Origin of the sequence: Flavobacterium inviolabile, from assembly GCF_013389455.1 — a bacterium.
In the GTDB taxonomy this organism is placed as follows: Bacteria; Bacteroidota; Bacteroidia; order Flavobacteriales; family Flavobacteriaceae; genus Flavobacterium; species Flavobacterium inviolabile.
Window position 1 is genome coordinate 1,894,074 of the sequence record NZ_CP058278.1, and the last position, 16,243, is coordinate 1,910,316.

The following is a 16,243-nucleotide window of genomic DNA, read 5'->3' on the forward strand; positions in this document are numbered from 1 at the left end:
CATTCCAGATGCAAACGGATAATCATTTATCCGTTTGCATTTTACAACCCCATAACATTATAAAAGATGAAAAAATTAGGACTAATAGCAGGAATGCTTGCGCTTGTACTGACAAGTTGCGACAGTCATCCGTCTTTACAGAAGTATTTTGTAGAGAATTCCAACAATAAAGAGTTTATCGCTGTTGATATTGCTCCCAGTTTTATAAATGTTGATAAGGTTGCCTTGTCCGATGAGGAAAAAGCAGCTTTAAAGTCGTTTAAAAAAATGAATGTACTGGCTTTTAAAGCAGATGGCAAAAACCAGAAAGAATTTGAAACGGAGCGTGCTAAAGTGAATACCCTTTTAAAGGATGAAAGCTATCAGGAGCTGATTAAAATGGGTTCCGGAAAAGAAGGAGGCGCTATTTATTTCGTAGGGGATACAGACCACGTTAGTGAGTTTGTACTGTACGGAAATAAAAGCGATCAGGGATTTGCAGTGGTCCGTATTTTAGGTGACGATATGAATCCTAATCATGTTATGTCGCTGGTAGGTCTTCTTAAAAAAGGAAATTTAGATCTGGATCAGTTAGCACCATTAAAAGAATTGATGCCCAAAGAGCAAAAATAAAAAAAGCCCCGAAACGGGGCTTTTTTTTATTTCTTTTTAAAATTCCTGCCGTACCAGATCAGGAATCCTGTTACGGGCAGCATGCCACAAATAAAACAGGCAATAAAGGCGATTATCTTTCCGGGTATTCCCAGTATAGCGCCCACATGAATGTCATAGTTGGCAGTAATGAGTTTCTCTCCGAAGTTTTTTTCATCGTGTTTTCTTTCCAGCAGCAGTTTACCGGTATATTGATCAAACTGCAAACTGTGGTTGATGTAATAAGCACCATCCACTACCTGAACATACACATTTACCGCACCGGTACTGTCGGCCGGTTTGCTGATGCTGTAGGCGCTTGCGGCCGGATATTTGCTTTTGGTCACCATGTAAACACTGTCTATAGCGGCATCGGTATTTCCTTTTACCACTTTTGAGGTGGCTGTTTTAACATCCGGTGGCGTTGTTGTGCCGGATCCGGCTACATAAACAATGGCCTGAAACCAGGTGAATGCCCAGACCATTCCGGTAAAAGCAATGATAATGGCTATTGAGGCAATGTAAAAACCGAGAATGTTGTGCAGGTCATAATTCTTGCGCTTCCATTGTGTTGTGGCTTTCCATTGGAACCAGACACGCTGCTTCCGGGCGGCTTTGTTTTTGGGCCACCACAAAATAATACCGGTTATCAGCATGATCACGAAAATAAAGGTTCCCCACCCGATAACGGGCTGACCGATTTCGGTTTCAAACAACAGGCTCCAGTGAAGAAACTTTACAATATTGAAAAAGTCGGTTGTTTCATCATAAACACCCAAAATCTTCCCGGTATAAGGGCTGACATAGATGGACTGATAATAATCGATATTCCCGAAATAAAAAACAGAATCCGGTTTGTCACTTCTTTTAAACGTACGGAAAACCCAGGCTTTGTCCGGATCGGTATAAGTAATTACCGAAGCCGACCGGATGCGTTCTCCCATTTGTTTTGCCGTTGATTCCCATAATTGACTAACGGGGATGGTTTTTTCCGCTTTGTCCGTTACATAAATAGCCTCTTTTCGGATAAGCGTGGTTATCTCATCATTAAAAACATAAATGCAGCCGGTAACGGAAAGTAAAAGAACGATAATGCCGGAAGCCAGTCCCAGCCATAAATGGACTTTTCCAATCCACTGTTTAAAAGTATTTTTCTTTTTTTTAGTCATCAGGGTATTTTCAAATAGGGCTTTTACCGTTTGGCAGTAAAATAAATTAAAGATTGTTAAAACGGAATGGCGTAGGTAGCACTGTGCCAGATAAACTGATACTCTTTGTTGTTGTATGTACCCGGAGTTTCCTCTTTATGGGTCGCTTCAACAAGGTATTGTGTTTTGTAAGGCGCTTTAAAAGTGATGATCCCTTCTTTATTGGTCTTTACTTTTCTCGACCATTGGTTGGGAATAAACAAATCGATTTCCTTTTCTGCAAAAGGCTCATTTTTATAGGTTATTTTCAATGTGATCTCCCCGTTTAAACCTACTTGTTTTTTAGAAATATCACTGATGGATAATCCGTTCGGATTTGCCGAAGCCGAAGCGGTATAACCGGAACCAACTTCTGTTTTTGCCGTAGCATGGTAATGGGTTTTAAAAATACCGAAGTTGTATTTCGTAAAGTCAATCACCTCAATTTTGTCGTTATCCAGTACAAAAGTGTAGGTACCGTTTGTTTTAGGGGTAAAAGCCGCTTTGTAATACAGATCGGCAGGTGTAACGGTCAGTTTTGTTTTTTCGCCATTCGGAGCGATTGCCCAAAGTGTGAAAGCCTGCATTTTGTTAAAAGTATCGCTTCCTACTTTTTCACGGACATCATGACCGTATTCGCCAAAGTAAACCCGTACTTCCTGGGAAGTATTGATTTTTCCGGTGGCATTGGTTTCAATCCACATAAAATGAGCAAAGCTTTTGCTAAGTCCCATCACTAACAGGGCGGTAATCAGGAATAAATTTTTCATATTGGTATGATTAAGTTTTTAAGACAAAAACTCCCCGTTTAATAGGGGAGTTTACTAACTAACTGGAATAAATTAAAATTTATAGGTTAATCCGGCTGTAATGGAACGCAATGCCTGCGGACTAACCGTTGACCATCCTGAATAATATTTTTCGTTGGTAATATTATTCATCTTTAAAATGATGTGGAATTTCTCGGTGCTGTATGATAAAGAGGAATTTACGATCGTGTAGCTTGGTAAGCTGAAAGTACCAATGTTGGATCTGTTCAGGGTTTTCTGCTCACTCGCATAGTTTCCTCCGAAACCGAAACCGAAACCTTTGATGCTGCCTTCGTTAAACGTATAGTTTGCCCAGAAGTTAACCAGTGTTTCCGGACCGGCACTTTCCGGACGCATTCCGATATAACCTGCTGTATCCAAATCTTTGGTTACTTCCGAATCGTTTTTACTGAAACCGGCAATAAGGTTCAATCCTTCAACCGGGTTGGCTACAACACTCACTTCAACACCTTTGCTGGTTACCTCACCACCTTGTGTATAGGTAGCAGGACCGTTACCAACATTCATCACGATATTGCTTACTTTAATATCATAGTAACTTACGGTAGCGCTCAATTTGTTGTTGAAGAAACTTGATTTTACACCAAATTCCATCTGGTTGGCTTTTTCCGGATCAAACGTTCTGTAACCTTCTCTTTCCTGAGTTGTCTGGTTGGTGATTGCCTGTGGCAAAATGTTTTTGAAACCATTCATATAGTTTGCAAAAACGGATAGTTTATCTTTTAACGGCTGGTATAATAAACCGAATTTAGGCGATAAAGCCGTTTGCCCTTTCTTTTCATTGTCTACCTGACCCACAAAATGATCCACACGTAAACTACCCATAGCCGATAATGTAGGGGTAATATTGATAACATCGGAAATATAGGCAGCATAGGTTTCTGTTTCTGCTGTCGATTTCGTAACCGGTGAGGCAGCCAAAGCATTGTCTACAGACGGACGGGTGGTGTTTCCGGTATCGCTGCCATCTGCTAACGATACAAAACCTAATCCTACCCAGCCGGTACTGTTGTCTTTCATAATGCTGTTATAGTAATCCAGACCAACAACCATTCTGTTTCGTAAACCTGCAATTTTGAAGTCTCCGATAAAGTTTTGCTGAATATCCGTACCGAATGATTCTGCATTTAGCTTGGTGATATAACGATCGAATTCATTTCCGTTACCTCTGTCAAATAAATACGAGTAATATCCGTCCGATTTTGAAGTACTTCTGGATAAAGCAGTCTGTGAAGTCCATGAATCGGATATTTTGTACAGCATTTGTGCCTGTAAGCTAAAATTCGGATTCTTGATGGAAAGGTCATTTGACGTAAATGAATTTTTATAATTCTTGTCAAATAGATCGATACTGTTGAATGATAACGGTAAATTACGGTTTAAGAACAACATAGGCGCATAAGAACCTTCAGAACTGAAGAACTCTGTGTTGATCATAAACGTTAGTTTGTCTGACGCTTTATACGTTATTGAAGGGGCTACGAATAATGATTTCGAAAAACCGGCATCCTGAAAACTGTCGTTAGTCGTATAAGCGGCATTGACTCTGAAAAATACATCGTTGTTTTTGCCAAGCGGCGTATTAACATCGGCTGTAATTCTGTTTAATCCGTAAGTACCGGCATTGTAGGCCAATTCTCCGCCAAAAGTTTCATACGGTTTTTTGGTAACCACATTAATCAAACCGCCGTAAGAAATCAGGCTGCTTCCGTACAATGTTCCGGATGGGCCTTTGATTACTTCAATACTTTCGGTGTTTGCCAGATCCAGAGTACCGTTGTTAATATACGGCAATCCGTTTAACATGCTCGGCTGTACAGAGAAACCTCTCATTGAGAAGTATTGCGCTCCGTCACCGCCACGACCTGTAGATTCCCATAAACGGGTAACACCGGTTGCATTTTTTAAAGCATCGTTAAAGTTGGTAACCACCTGTTCTTTTAACAATTCTGCCGGAACTGATACATAAACCTGCGGGTTTTCAATATCTTTTAAAGGCATTTTCGAAACGGTCGCACTGACTCTTTTTGTGAACTTGTTCGTTTTCTTTTCATTAATAACCACATCATCCAGTTCATTAACGGTTTCTTTAATTACCCATACAGGTACTGTCGTTACTTCTGAATTGACCGTGATTTTTGTTTCTGATTTTTGGTAACCTACCATTGAGAATCGTAGTGTGTAGTTACCGTAGGGAAGATTGGGGATGGAGTATTCTCCGAGATTGTTGGTGGAAGTGCCGTTAGTGGTTTTTAAAACGGTTATACTTGCATTTGGAATGGGAACTCCGGATTCATTAACGATATTTCCTTTAACGGTTCCCCTGTTTTGAGCAAATGAAATCATTGAGAAGAAGCTCAACAAAAACACGACTAATTGTCTGTTCATTTTACTGTGATATTTAAGTTCATTTAGTTTGCTTCAAAATTAAATTCAACGGATTGAATAGACAAATTAATTTAGAATAAATATAAATAAATTATTTAACTATTTGTTTTTTAGTTATTTGTGTGTTTTTTTAACGGTCGGACGGAATGTTTTTATAAGAATTTTATTTCTGAAAATACTTCAACGGGACAATCGGCATTCCGGAAGATTTCCGTTTTTCCGCGAATAAATGCTTACAGGGCATCGCAATGAGATTATTTGCATTTTGAAAAAAGGAATACCAACGGGGAAATCCGGACGCTGTTTTTTACGGTTTACTGTGGTCTTTTTTGCAGCATACGGAACAGGTATGCCAAAGAAAATTACAGGTAAAGTTCCAGTTTTTGCAGCGAATTGATTAAGACGACTTTTGAAGAGATATTTTTGGGGTTAATAAAAGCCGTAGCAGAACCCAGTAACCATAATTTGCTGTTTGCTTTCTGCAACAATTCATTTTCCAGTGAAGCTATATAATCGTTTAATTGTTCCTTTTTGGGTTCTACAGTGGAATAGCACACAAAGGTGACGTTTTCAAAGTGTTTGAATATTTCGGACAGGTTTTCTTTGGGAATGCTTTCGCCCAAATATAGGGTTTGGTATCCGTGTCGTAAAAGTTCATAATTCACATAGAGCAATCCCAATTCATGAATTTCATTCAATGGTAAAAAGAGGATAAAAACACGATCCTTTCGGGTCGGTTCATTGGCCTGTATCAGTTCGGTATTGCGAAGCAGTTTCAGCCGGATCAAATGACTGATAAAATGTTCATGAGCCGGCGTGATGGTTTCGGTTTGCCATAGCAGACCCAGTTCACTCAATAGCGGGAGGAAAGCTTCATAGAAGATTTCTTTAAAGGTTTTGTGCGTAATCAGGTTGTTGTAGGTTTCGATGAATAATTGCTGATTAAAGCTCATCATTGCCATTTTAAAGGCATTCACTGCATGGTTTTGAGCACTTTTATCCGATGCGGTTTCTTTAACCAGAGTGTTTAAAGCGTTGTCGGAAAGTACTGCTATTTCCGAAATTTTATAACCGTGATGGTGCAGTAAAGAAATGTTTAACAGTTTTTGAAGATGAACAGTGTCGTAATAGCGGATATTGGTATCGGTTCTCATGGGTTGTAAGATATCGTATCTTTTTTCCCATATTCTGATTGTGTGGGCTTTTACTCCTGAAAGATTTTCAAGGTCTTTAATACTGAACAGGTTTTTAATAATGTTCATCTTTTAATCTGTTTTGTTAAACAAAGTTAGGAGATTAATCAATACCCGTTTGATAATTTCCTCTTAAATCCTTCATGCCCGCCGGTAATTTGAAGCGTTACCGGTTTGGAAGGATCCGGCCGTATTGACTAAAAGGAAAAGGCATAAGCAGCAGCTTTATTCTACATATTTTTTACCGCCCATTATTGCTAATACAGCATTGGTAACCGGCCACATTTGAAGGGCATCACCATTATTGGTCAGCAGGATGATCGTGATTTTTTTATCCAGATCTCTCCAGATCATTGTTCGGTAGCCGTTTAGTCCGCCGGTATGAAAAACCACTTTTTTAGTGTCGTCTTCAATAATATTCCAGCCAAATCCGTAATCGGAATAAGTACCGTTGTTTAGTCTGGGTTTTGTAAACGCTTCTTCGAGTACCGTATCTTTTAATAACCGATTGCTGGATAAGGCCTGATCCCAGATAAATAAATCGTGTGTGGTGGCGAAAATTCCGCCGTCGCCGGTAGTCAGGATGTTGTAATCGTCCGGTTTGCTGTTTTTGTCAAAGCCGGCAGCCCTGTTTTTAATTGCTGTGGTATTAGCTTCAAATACTTGTGTGTGTTCCATTTTTAGCGGATCGAAGATGGATTCTTTCATAAACAGGGCGAATGGTTTGGAACTCACTTTTTCTATTATTAACGATAATAACAGGTAGCCGGTATTGCTGTATTCGTATTTTTCACCGGGAGCAAAATTCAGCTTTTTTTCATTTTGCAGCCAATGGAATACCTGCTGATTGGTCAGTCCCGGTTTGATTAAACTCGGGGATTCGAAATAATCCTTTAATCCGGATGTGTGATTCAGCAGATTCCGGATGGTTATCGATTTTGCATACTCCGGCAGTTCCGGCAGGTATTTTGAAACGGGATCGTCATAGTTTAACAGTTGTTTTTGCGCTAACAGCATAATGCCCATGGCAGTAAATTGTTTGGATAAGGATGCCAGGTAAAAAGGACTGTCCGGCTGTAAGTCTTTTTTGGTGGTAAAGTCGGCCAATCCGATAACGGTATCGTAAACAACCGTACCGTTCTGGGCAACCAGTATAGCACCGTTAAAAGCACCCTGAGTATGGAAATCTTTTATAACCGCATCAATCTGCCGGTGTTTGTCTTGCTGTTGGCAGGAAAAAAAGCACACGATTAACAGTAGGGATGGTAGTAAGGTGTATTTGGTTTGTTTGAAAATCATGACTGGTGTTTTTTATTGTTATGGTTCCTGTGAATTGTTTAACAATGTGTCTGTTTATAAAGTAATCTGTTACAAAAGTGTTGGCTGTTTTTAGGATTGTTTCCAAAGTTAAATTTATTAAAAAGTAATATATAAATATAATGTGGCGTCAGCAGATTCAAAATGGTGATTGACGGCTTTATTTATCAATATAGCGGAATTGTTGCTGTAGCGGATGCTGTCTGAAATCCTTTTTCTCGTTGCGTATTGCTATTTCATAAAAGTATTTTCCTGATGCCGGTTCATAAACGGGATAGTTGATCTTCGCTTCAATGTAGTTTCTGTAATACTAAATTGATTTGCCAGCTGTTTTCGGTCCTAACGGTAAAAAGTATACAATAATCGTGGATTTGTCTTAAAGGTATGGCTCCTGGCCGCCAGATATTTGCAGTATAAAATAAAACATCAGGAAAATGGGAAAAGTAATCTTAATTACCGGAGCAAGTTCCGGAATGGGAAAAGAAACTGCAAAGAAACTTATCAGCGAAGGCCATACGGTTTATACAGTAGCCCGAAGAATCGACCAGATGCAGGACATCGGACAAATTGGCGGTCATCCAATAATGATGGATGTAACCGATGAAGCGGACATTGACAATGTAGTCAATACGATTATCCGAAAAGAAGGGAGAATAGATGTGCTTTGGAACAATGCGGGTTTTGGTTTGTATGGTTCGGTTGAAGATGTTCCCTTAGACGAAGCCCGAAAACAATTTGAGGTCAATGTTTTTGGGATGGCTGCAATGACGCAGAAAGTGGTTCCTTATATGCGTAAAGCCGGGCAGGGGACCATTATCAACACATCTTCAATGGGCGGGAAAATGTATTTCCCAATGGGAGCCTGGTACCATGCAAGCAAACATGCAGTAGAAGGTTTGAGCGATTGTTTGCGGTTAGAGCTGAAACAGTTCAATATTAACGTCGTGGTGCTGGAACCCGGTTTTATAGCTACGGAATTTGGATCGGTATTGCTGGATGGGTTTGCAAAGATTAGAAAGGACAGTGCTTACAGGCAGATGATGAACAAGATTGAAGACGGTACCCGTAAAGCGGCGGAAGGGAACGGTTCTTCCAAACCGGCAGTTATTGCTAATGCGGTAACCAAAATAATAAACAGTAAAAAGCCCAAAACAAGATACAGGGTTGGGAAATTTGCCAAACCTATGGTGTGGATGAGGACATATCTGGGAGATAAGCTGTTCGATAAAATCGTAATGAGTCAGTTATAACCGGATTGCGAACGTAATAAACAACCATTAAATTTTTAAGATGAAAACAATAAAGATCATATTTATACTAGTACTGGCATTTGCCGGGAAAACATTTGCACAGACCGGAGCGGACGCTATTTTGGGAAAATGGGAATCGGATAAGAAAGATGTAAAACTGGAAATCTTTAAACAGGGAGATCAATATTATGGAAAATACCTGTGGGGTAACCAGATTGTAGAAAATGATGGAGTTACCTCAAAGAAAGATAGCCGGAATCCTGATCCGAAACTTCGGACAAGGGATGTAATCGGGATTACCAGTCTGACGAATCTCAAATGGGACGGGGAAGCGTATGTGGACGGGAAAATATACAATGCACCAAGTGGCGATACCTATAGCTGTAAAGCCTGGATTAAAAATGAAAAAATGTACCTGCGTGGCTTTATGGGAGTTTCCTTTTTAGGGAAGACCGCTACATTTCACAGAATAAAATAACCTTTTTACCTCAAAACATACCGGCTAATGATTAGCTTAAAAAGTAGTGGAACAATTCGTAGCCAGAATAAAGCCCGGCATCAAAAAATATATCGTATTTTGTATGAGTAATATCCGGAAACAAATATTTTAATATGAAAGCTGTTATAATAGGCGCTACAGGCGCTACGGGAAAAGAGTTACTGGAACTGCTGATGGCAAGTCCGGAAGTGACAGAAATTGTGGCGCTGGTTCGGAAACCGCTCCCTGTAAAACATACAAAACTAAAAGAACAGGTAGTCGATTTTGACAGGATAGGCGAATGGGATGAGGCCATTGCTGCCGATGTAGCTTTCTCCTGTATGGGAACAACATTGAAAGCGGCGGGAAGCAAGGAAGCCCAGTATAAAGTTGATTATGGCTATCAGTATGAATTTGCCAGAATAGCGAAATCGAAACAGATCCCCACTTTTATACTGGTATCTTCAACCTCGGCTAATCCGGAATCGTCATTGTTCTATTCGAGAATGAAAGGAGAACTGGAGCAGGCTGTTGAAGCGCTAAACTTTAAGAACCTGATTGTTTTTCGTCCCGGACCATTGTTAAGACCCGATTCCGACAGGGCCGGAGAAAAAATTAGTGTTGCCATTATTTCTTTTCTGAATAAACTCGGACTACTCCGGAAAATAGCACCATTACCGGTAAAAGCTCTTGCGGCATTACTGTTTCAGTATGCTGTGCGTCCACCTGCGGGGCATACCATAGTAGAATCGGCACAGCTATTAAAAGAAGCAGGAGCATTAGCAAAAACAAAATAAGACCCTAAGGGGATAAAATACCGTTTTACAGTATGCGGTAAAGCATTAAAGAGAATTACGGATTAACCAAAAATCAGGAATACCCGGTTACAGTAGTAACTGCAATAGGAAAACGAACACAGTATAGCAATGAAGCAGATTATACATCTGGAGACCATCTCCGAGATCAACAGGTTTGTACAGCAGGGAGGCGCAAAGCATCCTCTGGTTGCTGTAATTGATTTTAGTAAAGTAGATGAATATATTGAGGCGGGTACGCGGATATCCTGCGGTTTTTATTCGGTTATGTTTAAGAACTACTGCATCAATAATATGAAATATGGCAGACAGCAATATGATTTTCAGGAAGGAAGTCTGATCTGTATCGCTCCCAAACAGGTTGTGGAACTGGACAGTGAGATCGAAAAACGGGAAGACATGATGGGATGGGGACTGTTTTTTCATCCGGATCTGGTAAGGGGAACAGCATTGGGTTCCAGGATGAAAGACTATTCCTTTTTCTCTTATGAGGCATCTGAAGCCCTGCATTTATCAGAAAAAGAGAAACAGGTTTTACATGATTGTATTGTGAATATTGAGAATGAATTAAATGAGAATATTGATAGTCACAGTCAGAACCTGATAGTTTCCAATATAGAGCTGTTTTTAAACTATTGTGCAAGATATTATGGCAGGCAGTTCATTACAAGAAAACATACAAACAGGGATGTCGTAGGACAGGTTGAAAAAGCCCTGAAAGACTATTTCTATTCGGACAAACTGGAAAAGAAAGGACTGCCTACGGTTAGCTATCTGGCAGCGATTGTCAATTTTTCACCCAACTATTTAAGCGACCTGTTAAAAAAAGAAACAGGCATGAATGCAAAGGATCATATCCATCATTTTGTTATTGAGGAAGCGAAGAACATATTATTGGGCAGCAGCAAAAGCATAAGTGAAATAGCATATCAGTTAGGCTTTGAATATCCGCAGTACTTCAGCAGATTATTCAAGCAGAAAACAGGCAATACACCTCAGGAATTCAGGAATTTGACGGTATAAAAGCAGCCAAAATTATCTGAAAAAGATCATTTTATTAGGCTTTAATCCTCTTTCATCTCTTCTTCTGTCCGTTTTACAATGCTTGCGACTACTGTATCCAGCTCTTGCGCAGACTGCATCAGGTAAGAAAGCAGCTGATCCAGTTCCTCTGCTGCAACAGGATCCGACTGTAACAACTCGATGATTCCCATTATTCTGGATAAGGGATTTCGTATAACATGTGATTGCAGATGGGCTATTTCCTTCATCTTTTTATTCTTTTTCTCAATAGCAGCAATATAGGCTGCTTCTGACGTAATGTCCCTGATGATGGCTAAACGTACCCATGATCCGTTTAACCGTATATTACTGGCATTGATATCCACCAGTATGGGATTTCCGTTTTTACAATAATGCTGGTCTCTTTGATGAACATAATCTCTGCGTACCTTGTTCCTGAATGCTTCTTCATCACACTGCAGAAGCCGGTTTACTTTCATATCCAGGAACTCTTTCTTGTTGTATCCGTAGCAGTGTATGGCACTTTTGTTTACATATAATAAACGTAAAGTAGTGGGATGATAAATGATCATCGGCAGCGGATTAAAAAAAAACAAACTTTTATAATGGGTCACCGCTTCCTGTAGCAGATTTTCCTTGACAACCTTTTCCTGTACTTCCTGACGGAGTTTGATATAAAGATTTTCAGATTTTAGAATGGTCTTTTCAAAACCGCTGATAACATATATAATAATGGAGACCATTACCAGATTTGAAAATATAAAGTTGAACGAGTAGAGTATCCATCTGTAGGGTATGTTATCATGTACCAGTTCCAGTTCGTGTATCGGAAAACCCTCAAATAAAGCGATGCCAAACAAAATACAGATCATCGCATTGACAGCAACCGACAGGTAAGCCATTTTTTTAGAAAACAGAAGCGTAACAAACACACTGAGCAGCAGCAGAAAAACCGTTCCGCACATCAGGGAATGTAAGGTTACTATTTTGATAATGGAGAAGAGCATCATTACGGTCACTCCAAAAAACTTCTTAAATCGGATCGTAAGTTTTTTATGCAGCACTACGATAATAATCGATACGAATGCGAGTAAATCGGTTATGGCTGTTATATAACTACTGTGAGAACATTCTATTACAATATTAACGATAAGGGAGACTATTCCTGTTGGTATTGCAAATTTTATGATTTGTGTGAAAAACCGGTCCTTCCACATTTCGTTCCTGTTCAGGTACTTTTTCCCTGTTCGCGTTCTCTTGTTGATAAAGAGGGAGTATCTTCTCCATATATACTTAAAATCATCAATTGATGGACAAGAGCTTGTTTTCATATAGGGGCTTACTTAAAGAACTCAATTTTACGAATAAATTCTGTATTTGTTAAGGATTAAAAGCCTTTTTAACGGCTATTGCCGGTTTGGAAAATAACAGCTAATTCCGGTCAGATCGAAAAAGGTAAAACTTCAGGCAGGCAGCTAAAAAATAAATCCTGTAACCTGATTAGAGAATCCTTTTCGCAGGATATCCCATAGCACTATAAAAATGACAGAAGCGATAACTGCAGTCTGCTTTACAGGGAAAAATAGGGTCGGCGGCAACAAAAGTGATTGGAATAATACTGAAAGTTTCCTAAATAGTTAGCAGGAGCGAACATTTTTAGCAATTAAAACGTATCTTTCGCCAATTAAGGAATTGCTTAGACGGGAGTTAGGAGTTTGAAACAGGAAGGTCATTTCGGCCGGTTTGGCTGAATCTGACAAAAGTCATTGGTTTTTTCTGAAAGAATAATTTGCTAAACGGTCCCCCCACTAAGTATATAGAACTATATATTTAAGCATATTAAAAAAGCGACAGTGCTTTAAACGATTATTTTTGATTGTCTTCTTTTCTTGTCTTCAAGAGCATTAATAGAAGATAATCCTTGTTTTCTAGTGATACCAATCTCTATTTAGAATTTTATTATTTTAGTTTATCAATAAAAAAAAAGATATGCATTCAGCGGAACTTCAGAACATGTTGAGCGATGAAATATTTGGCATTACGCAAAATATTAGTAAAGAATGTTTGATTCTTGCAGACTTTGAAGGAAACATCGTTTTGGCTAACAAAAAAGCCAAAGCCGTTTTATGTCTGGACGAGCAGAATTATCAGGGCAGCAGCTGCTTTGAATTGTTTAGTTTCTCCTATGCGGAAGACCAGACTCCGCTGGATCGGAACGGATTGCCGTTTATTGCAACACTGGAAACGGACAAAACGGTAGAGGACAGTGTGATTGGAATAGAAATCGGTGAAAAGCCGCTGATCTGGATATCCGTTAGTTCCAGGATGATCGAGATCTCGGGAACAAAATATGCAATTATCGGTTTTTTTGATGTTACAGAAACGATCCGGAAAAGTCAAAAACTACAAACCAGAAAAAACCAGCTGGATCAGCTTTTGGCTTCAATAGACGATATGGTATTTGAGGTCAGTATTACCGGTGAGATCCTTAATTGCTGGACGAATGACGAAGACCAACTTTTTTATGATCCGACAATGTTTCTGGGAAAGAATCTGGAAGTTATTTTTCCAAACAAGCTTGGTAGATCTTTTGTTTCCCTTATCAGGGATTCCTTAAGAGAGAACAAATCCCTAAGTATGGAATACCAATCTCCTTTGGAGGATAACAGTGAACGATGGTACAGGATGCAGGTGAGACCTGTTTATTATTCAAAACAAAAAGCGGCCGTTATTATTACGGATATCAGTAACAGGATGAAAATTGAGGATGAGGTCAGGGTTAACGAACAAAAGTTCAACCAGGCTTTTCTGCATTCAGGATTGGGAATGGCTTTAGTGGGTACCGACGGGCGCTGTATTGAAGTAAACAATACCCTTACAAAGATACTGGGTTATGATGTGTCGGAAATGTCCAGGATGAAATGTAGTGACTATACACATCCGGACGACCTGCCGTATATTGAAGAGAATATGAATAAGCTTAAGACGCTTGAAACCGAAAGTTACACTATAAAAAAGCGGTATATCCATAAAGACGGACGTTTTATCTGGTGCCTTCAGACCATGTCGGCCGTCTTTGATCAGCATGGAACGCCCATTTTCTATATCGCGCAGATACAGGATATTACACAGTATAGAAAGTATGTGGAGGAACTGCAGCGGAATAACCGACAGCTGGAGATTGCAACGATCGACCTGGAAACCAAAGTGCGGCAATTGGAAGAATTTAACCAGATCGTTGCACACAATCTGAGAGGACCGGCCGGAAATATCCAGATGCTGGTTGCCGAGATTGAACATGCAGATAATGAAACAGACAGAAAAGAATATCTGGAGCTCCTGCAGTGTTCAAGTGACGGACTTATCGAAATTATGCAGGAACTTATCGAGATACTGGAAGTCAGAGGCAGTAAATCGCTGCCAATGGAGAGATGTGGTTTCGAACAGATATACAGGAAGACCATCCAGCAATTCTCGGCAGAGATCCATACTAAGGGCGCTGTAATAGAAGCTGATTTTGAAGTTCCGGCTATTTCCTATTCAAGAATCTATCTGGAAAGCATCATGTATAACCTGATAGGGAATGCCTTAAAGTACACAGTACCGGGCAGAAAACCGCAGATTACGATCAGATCCTATGCTTCAGAAGGAAAATGCGGCTTTAGCGTTAAGGATAATGGAATAGGGATTGATCTGGACAGGTATGGGATGCATGTGTTCAAATTTAGGAAGACCTTTCATAGCGGATATGACAGCAAGGGGATTGGACTTTTTATGACCAGACATCAGATAGAATCATTGGGAGGGAGGATTTATGTAGTTAGTGAGCCTGATAAAGGAAGTACTTTTTATGTCCAGTTTGATAAATAAGTAAGCCCTAAATACCCAATTATATGACAAAACTACGTATTGCTATTATCGACGACGATTCGATATTCCGGTTCATATTCGGAAAGATGGTGATGAAGTTTCCCGAGGCAGCTACCGAGGTAATCGGTTTTGAGGATGCCGTTTCGGCTATAAAGCATTTCCAGTCTGTTAAGGATAGGAGAGAAGACTGGCCGGACATGTTATTTGTGGATATTAATATGCCGCAGATGACCGGATGGGAATTCATGGATGAGGTTTGCAGGATGGAAATGGATTTTGTAAGTAACATTCCCGTTTTTATCTTAAGCTCCTCTACTAGCCTTGCCGATATGGAAAAAATAAACGAATATGAGTTTATTGACGATTATCTGATTAAACCGTTGAAAAAGATAGAATTTATGGAGTTGCTGCGTGAATATTATCATAAAACCGTCGGCTCCGATGGAGAAGGCTGATTCAAACCTGTTGCGTAAGCCGCAGTAACGAATTTTAGCCTTGTGCTTATGAAAGTATTTAAAACAAAAAAAGACGCAGCAATTGCGTCTTTTTTTATGACTCCGGTGGAACCATTTTGTGACCCGGCTGGGATTCGAACCCAGGACCCCATCATTAAAAGTGATGTGCTCTACCAGCTGAGCTACCGAGTCGGTATTTTTTAAGAAATAATTCAGGTTAATTAGTGACCCGGCTGGGATTCGAACCCAGGACCCCATCATTAAAAGTGATGTGCTCTACCAGCTGAGCTACCGAGTCTGTAATTATTTCTTAATCTCTTTATCAATATTTCCTGAAACAGTTTTCGGGAACCTCCCGTACTATTTCTGATCATTCAGACTACTTTAGGCAATCCTCGTGACCACGATGGGATTCGAACCCATACGTCTTTCAACACCACCCCCTCAAGATGGCGAGTCTACCAATTTCTCCACGTGGCCTTAAAAAAAAAAGTCAAACATCGCTGTTCGACTTTCGTGACCCGGCTGGGATTCGAACCCAGGACCCCATCATTAAAAGTGATGTGCTCTACCAGCTGAGCTACCGAGTCTTGCTTTCAGAAAATAAATTCAGGTCATTTTTGTGACCCGGCTGGGATTCGAACCCAGGACCCCATCATTAAAAGTGATGTGCTCTACCAGCTGAGCTACCGAGTCTGTAATCATTTCCTGATTGCGGGTGCAAATATAAGACGTATTTTTTATTATCCAAGGGAATTTTGGTTTAAATTTGCCTTTTTTTTACAGGGATTATTTAAGTTTCTGTTT

At 39.9% G+C, this 16,243-nt stretch carries 13 protein-coding genes and 5 tRNA genes; 7 read left to right on the forward strand and 11 right to left on the reverse strand.

The window, feature by feature from the left end; all coding sequences use genetic code 11:
* The first annotated feature begins 66 nt into the window (after positions 1–66).
* On the forward strand, positions 67–612 hold the full coding sequence (locus HW120_RS08395) for a DUF4252 domain-containing protein (protein ID WP_177733137.1): 546 nt from the start codon (positions 67–69) through the stop codon (positions 610–612).
* A gap of 26 nt (positions 613–638) precedes the next feature.
* Here HW120_RS08395 and HW120_RS08400 read toward each other — a convergent pair whose 3' ends face one another.
* The 5 genes from HW120_RS08400 to HW120_RS08420 form a co-directional block, all read right to left on the reverse strand.
* The gene (locus tag HW120_RS08400) at positions 639–1,799 is read right to left on the reverse strand and encodes a PepSY-associated TM helix domain-containing protein (protein ID WP_246297054.1); all 1,161 of its coding nucleotides are present in this window, start codon (positions 1,797–1,799) and stop codon (positions 639–641) included.
* 56 nt (positions 1,800–1,855) lie between these two features.
* Positions 1,856–2,587: a DUF4198 domain-containing protein gene (locus tag HW120_RS08405; protein ID WP_177733139.1), complete on the reverse strand. Its 732-nt coding sequence runs from the start codon at positions 2,585–2,587 to the stop codon at positions 1,856–1,858.
* Positions 2,588–2,659: 72 nt separating this feature from the next.
* Complete coding sequence (locus tag HW120_RS08410) at positions 2,660–5,035, reverse strand: TonB-dependent receptor (protein ID WP_177733141.1); 2,376 nt, start codon at positions 5,033–5,035, stop codon at positions 2,660–2,662.
* 362 nt (positions 5,036–5,397) lie between these two features.
* Positions 5,398–6,297: a MerR family transcriptional regulator gene (locus tag HW120_RS08415; RefSeq protein ID WP_177733143.1), complete on the reverse strand. Its 900-nt coding sequence runs from the start codon at positions 6,295–6,297 to the stop codon at positions 5,398–5,400.
* 156 nt (positions 6,298–6,453) lie between these two features.
* Positions 6,454–7,527, reverse strand: coding sequence for a serine hydrolase domain-containing protein (locus tag HW120_RS08420; RefSeq protein ID WP_177733145.1), 1,074 nt, complete (start codon positions 7,525–7,527; stop codon positions 6,454–6,456).
* 452 nt (positions 7,528–7,979) lie between these two features.
* Here HW120_RS08420 and HW120_RS08425 point away from each other — a divergent pair, with 452 nt between their 5' ends.
* From HW120_RS08425 to HW120_RS08440, 4 genes are all read left to right on the forward strand, one after another.
* Entirely contained in the window at positions 7,980–8,795 is an 816-nt protein-coding gene (locus HW120_RS08425) for an oxidoreductase (RefSeq protein WP_177733148.1), read from the forward strand.
* A gap of 40 nt (positions 8,796–8,835) precedes the next feature.
* On the forward strand, positions 8,836–9,273 hold the full coding sequence (locus tag HW120_RS08430; RefSeq protein WP_177733150.1) for a DUF2147 domain-containing protein: 438 nt from the start codon (positions 8,836–8,838) through the stop codon (positions 9,271–9,273).
* A gap of 134 nt (positions 9,274–9,407) precedes the next feature.
* Positions 9,408–10,070: an NAD(P)H-binding protein gene (locus HW120_RS08435; RefSeq protein ID WP_177733152.1), complete on the forward strand. Its 663-nt coding sequence runs from the start codon at positions 9,408–9,410 to the stop codon at positions 10,068–10,070.
* Positions 10,071–10,199: 129 nt separating this feature from the next.
* Positions 10,200–11,111, forward strand: coding sequence for a helix-turn-helix domain-containing protein (locus HW120_RS08440; protein WP_177733154.1), 912 nt, complete (start codon positions 10,200–10,202; stop codon positions 11,109–11,111).
* A gap of 41 nt (positions 11,112–11,152) precedes the next feature.
* On the opposite strand, the gene HW120_RS08445 is transcribed toward HW120_RS08440, so the two are convergent.
* Entirely contained in the window at positions 11,153–12,442 is a 1,290-nt protein-coding gene (locus tag HW120_RS08445) for a PAS domain-containing protein (protein WP_177733156.1), read from the reverse strand.
* Positions 12,443–13,100: 658 nt separating this feature from the next.
* Between HW120_RS08445 and HW120_RS08450 the strand changes: the two genes are divergently transcribed.
* A complete protein-coding gene (locus tag HW120_RS08450) occupies positions 13,101–14,981 on the forward strand; it encodes a PAS domain-containing sensor histidine kinase (RefSeq protein ID WP_177733158.1) in 1,881 nt (626 codons plus the stop codon).
* A 23-nt stretch (positions 14,982–15,004) separates the two neighbouring features.
* The gene (locus HW120_RS08455) at positions 15,005–15,436 is read left to right on the forward strand and encodes a response regulator (protein WP_177733160.1); all 432 of its coding nucleotides are present in this window, start codon (positions 15,005–15,007) and stop codon (positions 15,434–15,436) included.
* Between the two features lie 119 nt (positions 15,437–15,555).
* Here the strand turns inward: HW120_RS08455 and HW120_RS08460 are convergent.
* The 5 genes from HW120_RS08460 to HW120_RS08480 form a co-directional block, all read right to left on the reverse strand.
* Positions 15,556–15,628 (reverse strand) — tRNA-Lys (locus HW120_RS08460).
* A 33-nt stretch (positions 15,629–15,661) separates the two neighbouring features.
* Positions 15,662–15,734 (reverse strand) — tRNA-Lys (locus HW120_RS08465).
* 100 nt (positions 15,735–15,834) lie between these two features.
* Positions 15,835–15,916 (reverse strand) — tRNA-Leu (locus HW120_RS08470).
* Positions 15,917–15,953: 37 nt separating this feature from the next.
* Positions 15,954–16,026 (reverse strand) — tRNA-Lys (locus tag HW120_RS08475).
* Positions 16,027–16,059: 33 nt separating this feature from the next.
* Positions 16,060–16,132, reverse strand: a tRNA-Lys gene (locus HW120_RS08480).
* Positions 16,133–16,243 lie beyond the last annotated feature (111 nt).

What these genes read in the sequence shown, in the direction of transcription:
- HW120_RS08395 (WP_177733137.1), top strand. Translation starts at nt 67, where the DNA reads ATGAAAAAATTAGGACTAATAGCAGGAATGCTTGCGCTTGTACTGACA.
- HW120_RS08400 (WP_246297054.1), bottom strand. Translation starts at nt 1,799, where the DNA reads ATGACTAAAAAAAAGAAAAATACTTTTAAACAGTGGATTGGAAAAGTC.
- HW120_RS08405 (WP_177733139.1), bottom strand. Translation starts at nt 2,587, where the DNA reads ATGAAAAATTTATTCCTGATTACCGCCCTGTTAGTGATGGGACTTAGC.
- HW120_RS08410 (WP_177733141.1), bottom strand. Translation starts at nt 5,035, where the DNA reads ATGAACAGACAATTAGTCGTGTTTTTGTTGAGCTTCTTCTCAATGATT.
- HW120_RS08415 (WP_177733143.1), bottom strand. Translation starts at nt 6,297, where the DNA reads ATGAACATTATTAAAAACCTGTTCAGTATTAAAGACCTTGAAAATCTT.
- HW120_RS08420 (WP_177733145.1), bottom strand. Translation starts at nt 7,527, where the DNA reads ATGATTTTCAAACAAACCAAATACACCTTACTACCATCCCTACTGTTA.
- HW120_RS08425 (WP_177733148.1), top strand. Translation starts at nt 7,980, where the DNA reads ATGGGAAAAGTAATCTTAATTACCGGAGCAAGTTCCGGAATGGGAAAA.
- HW120_RS08430 (WP_177733150.1), top strand. Translation starts at nt 8,836, where the DNA reads ATGAAAACAATAAAGATCATATTTATACTAGTACTGGCATTTGCCGGG.
- HW120_RS08435 (WP_177733152.1), top strand. Translation starts at nt 9,408, where the DNA reads ATGAAAGCTGTTATAATAGGCGCTACAGGCGCTACGGGAAAAGAGTTA.
- HW120_RS08440 (WP_177733154.1), top strand. Translation starts at nt 10,200, where the DNA reads ATGAAGCAGATTATACATCTGGAGACCATCTCCGAGATCAACAGGTTT.
- HW120_RS08445 (WP_177733156.1), bottom strand. Translation starts at nt 12,442, where the DNA reads ATGAAAACAAGCTCTTGTCCATCAATTGATGATTTTAAGTATATATGG.
- HW120_RS08450 (WP_177733158.1), top strand. Translation starts at nt 13,101, where the DNA reads ATGCATTCAGCGGAACTTCAGAACATGTTGAGCGATGAAATATTTGGC.
- HW120_RS08455 (WP_177733160.1), top strand. Translation starts at nt 15,005, where the DNA reads ATGACAAAACTACGTATTGCTATTATCGACGACGATTCGATATTCCGG.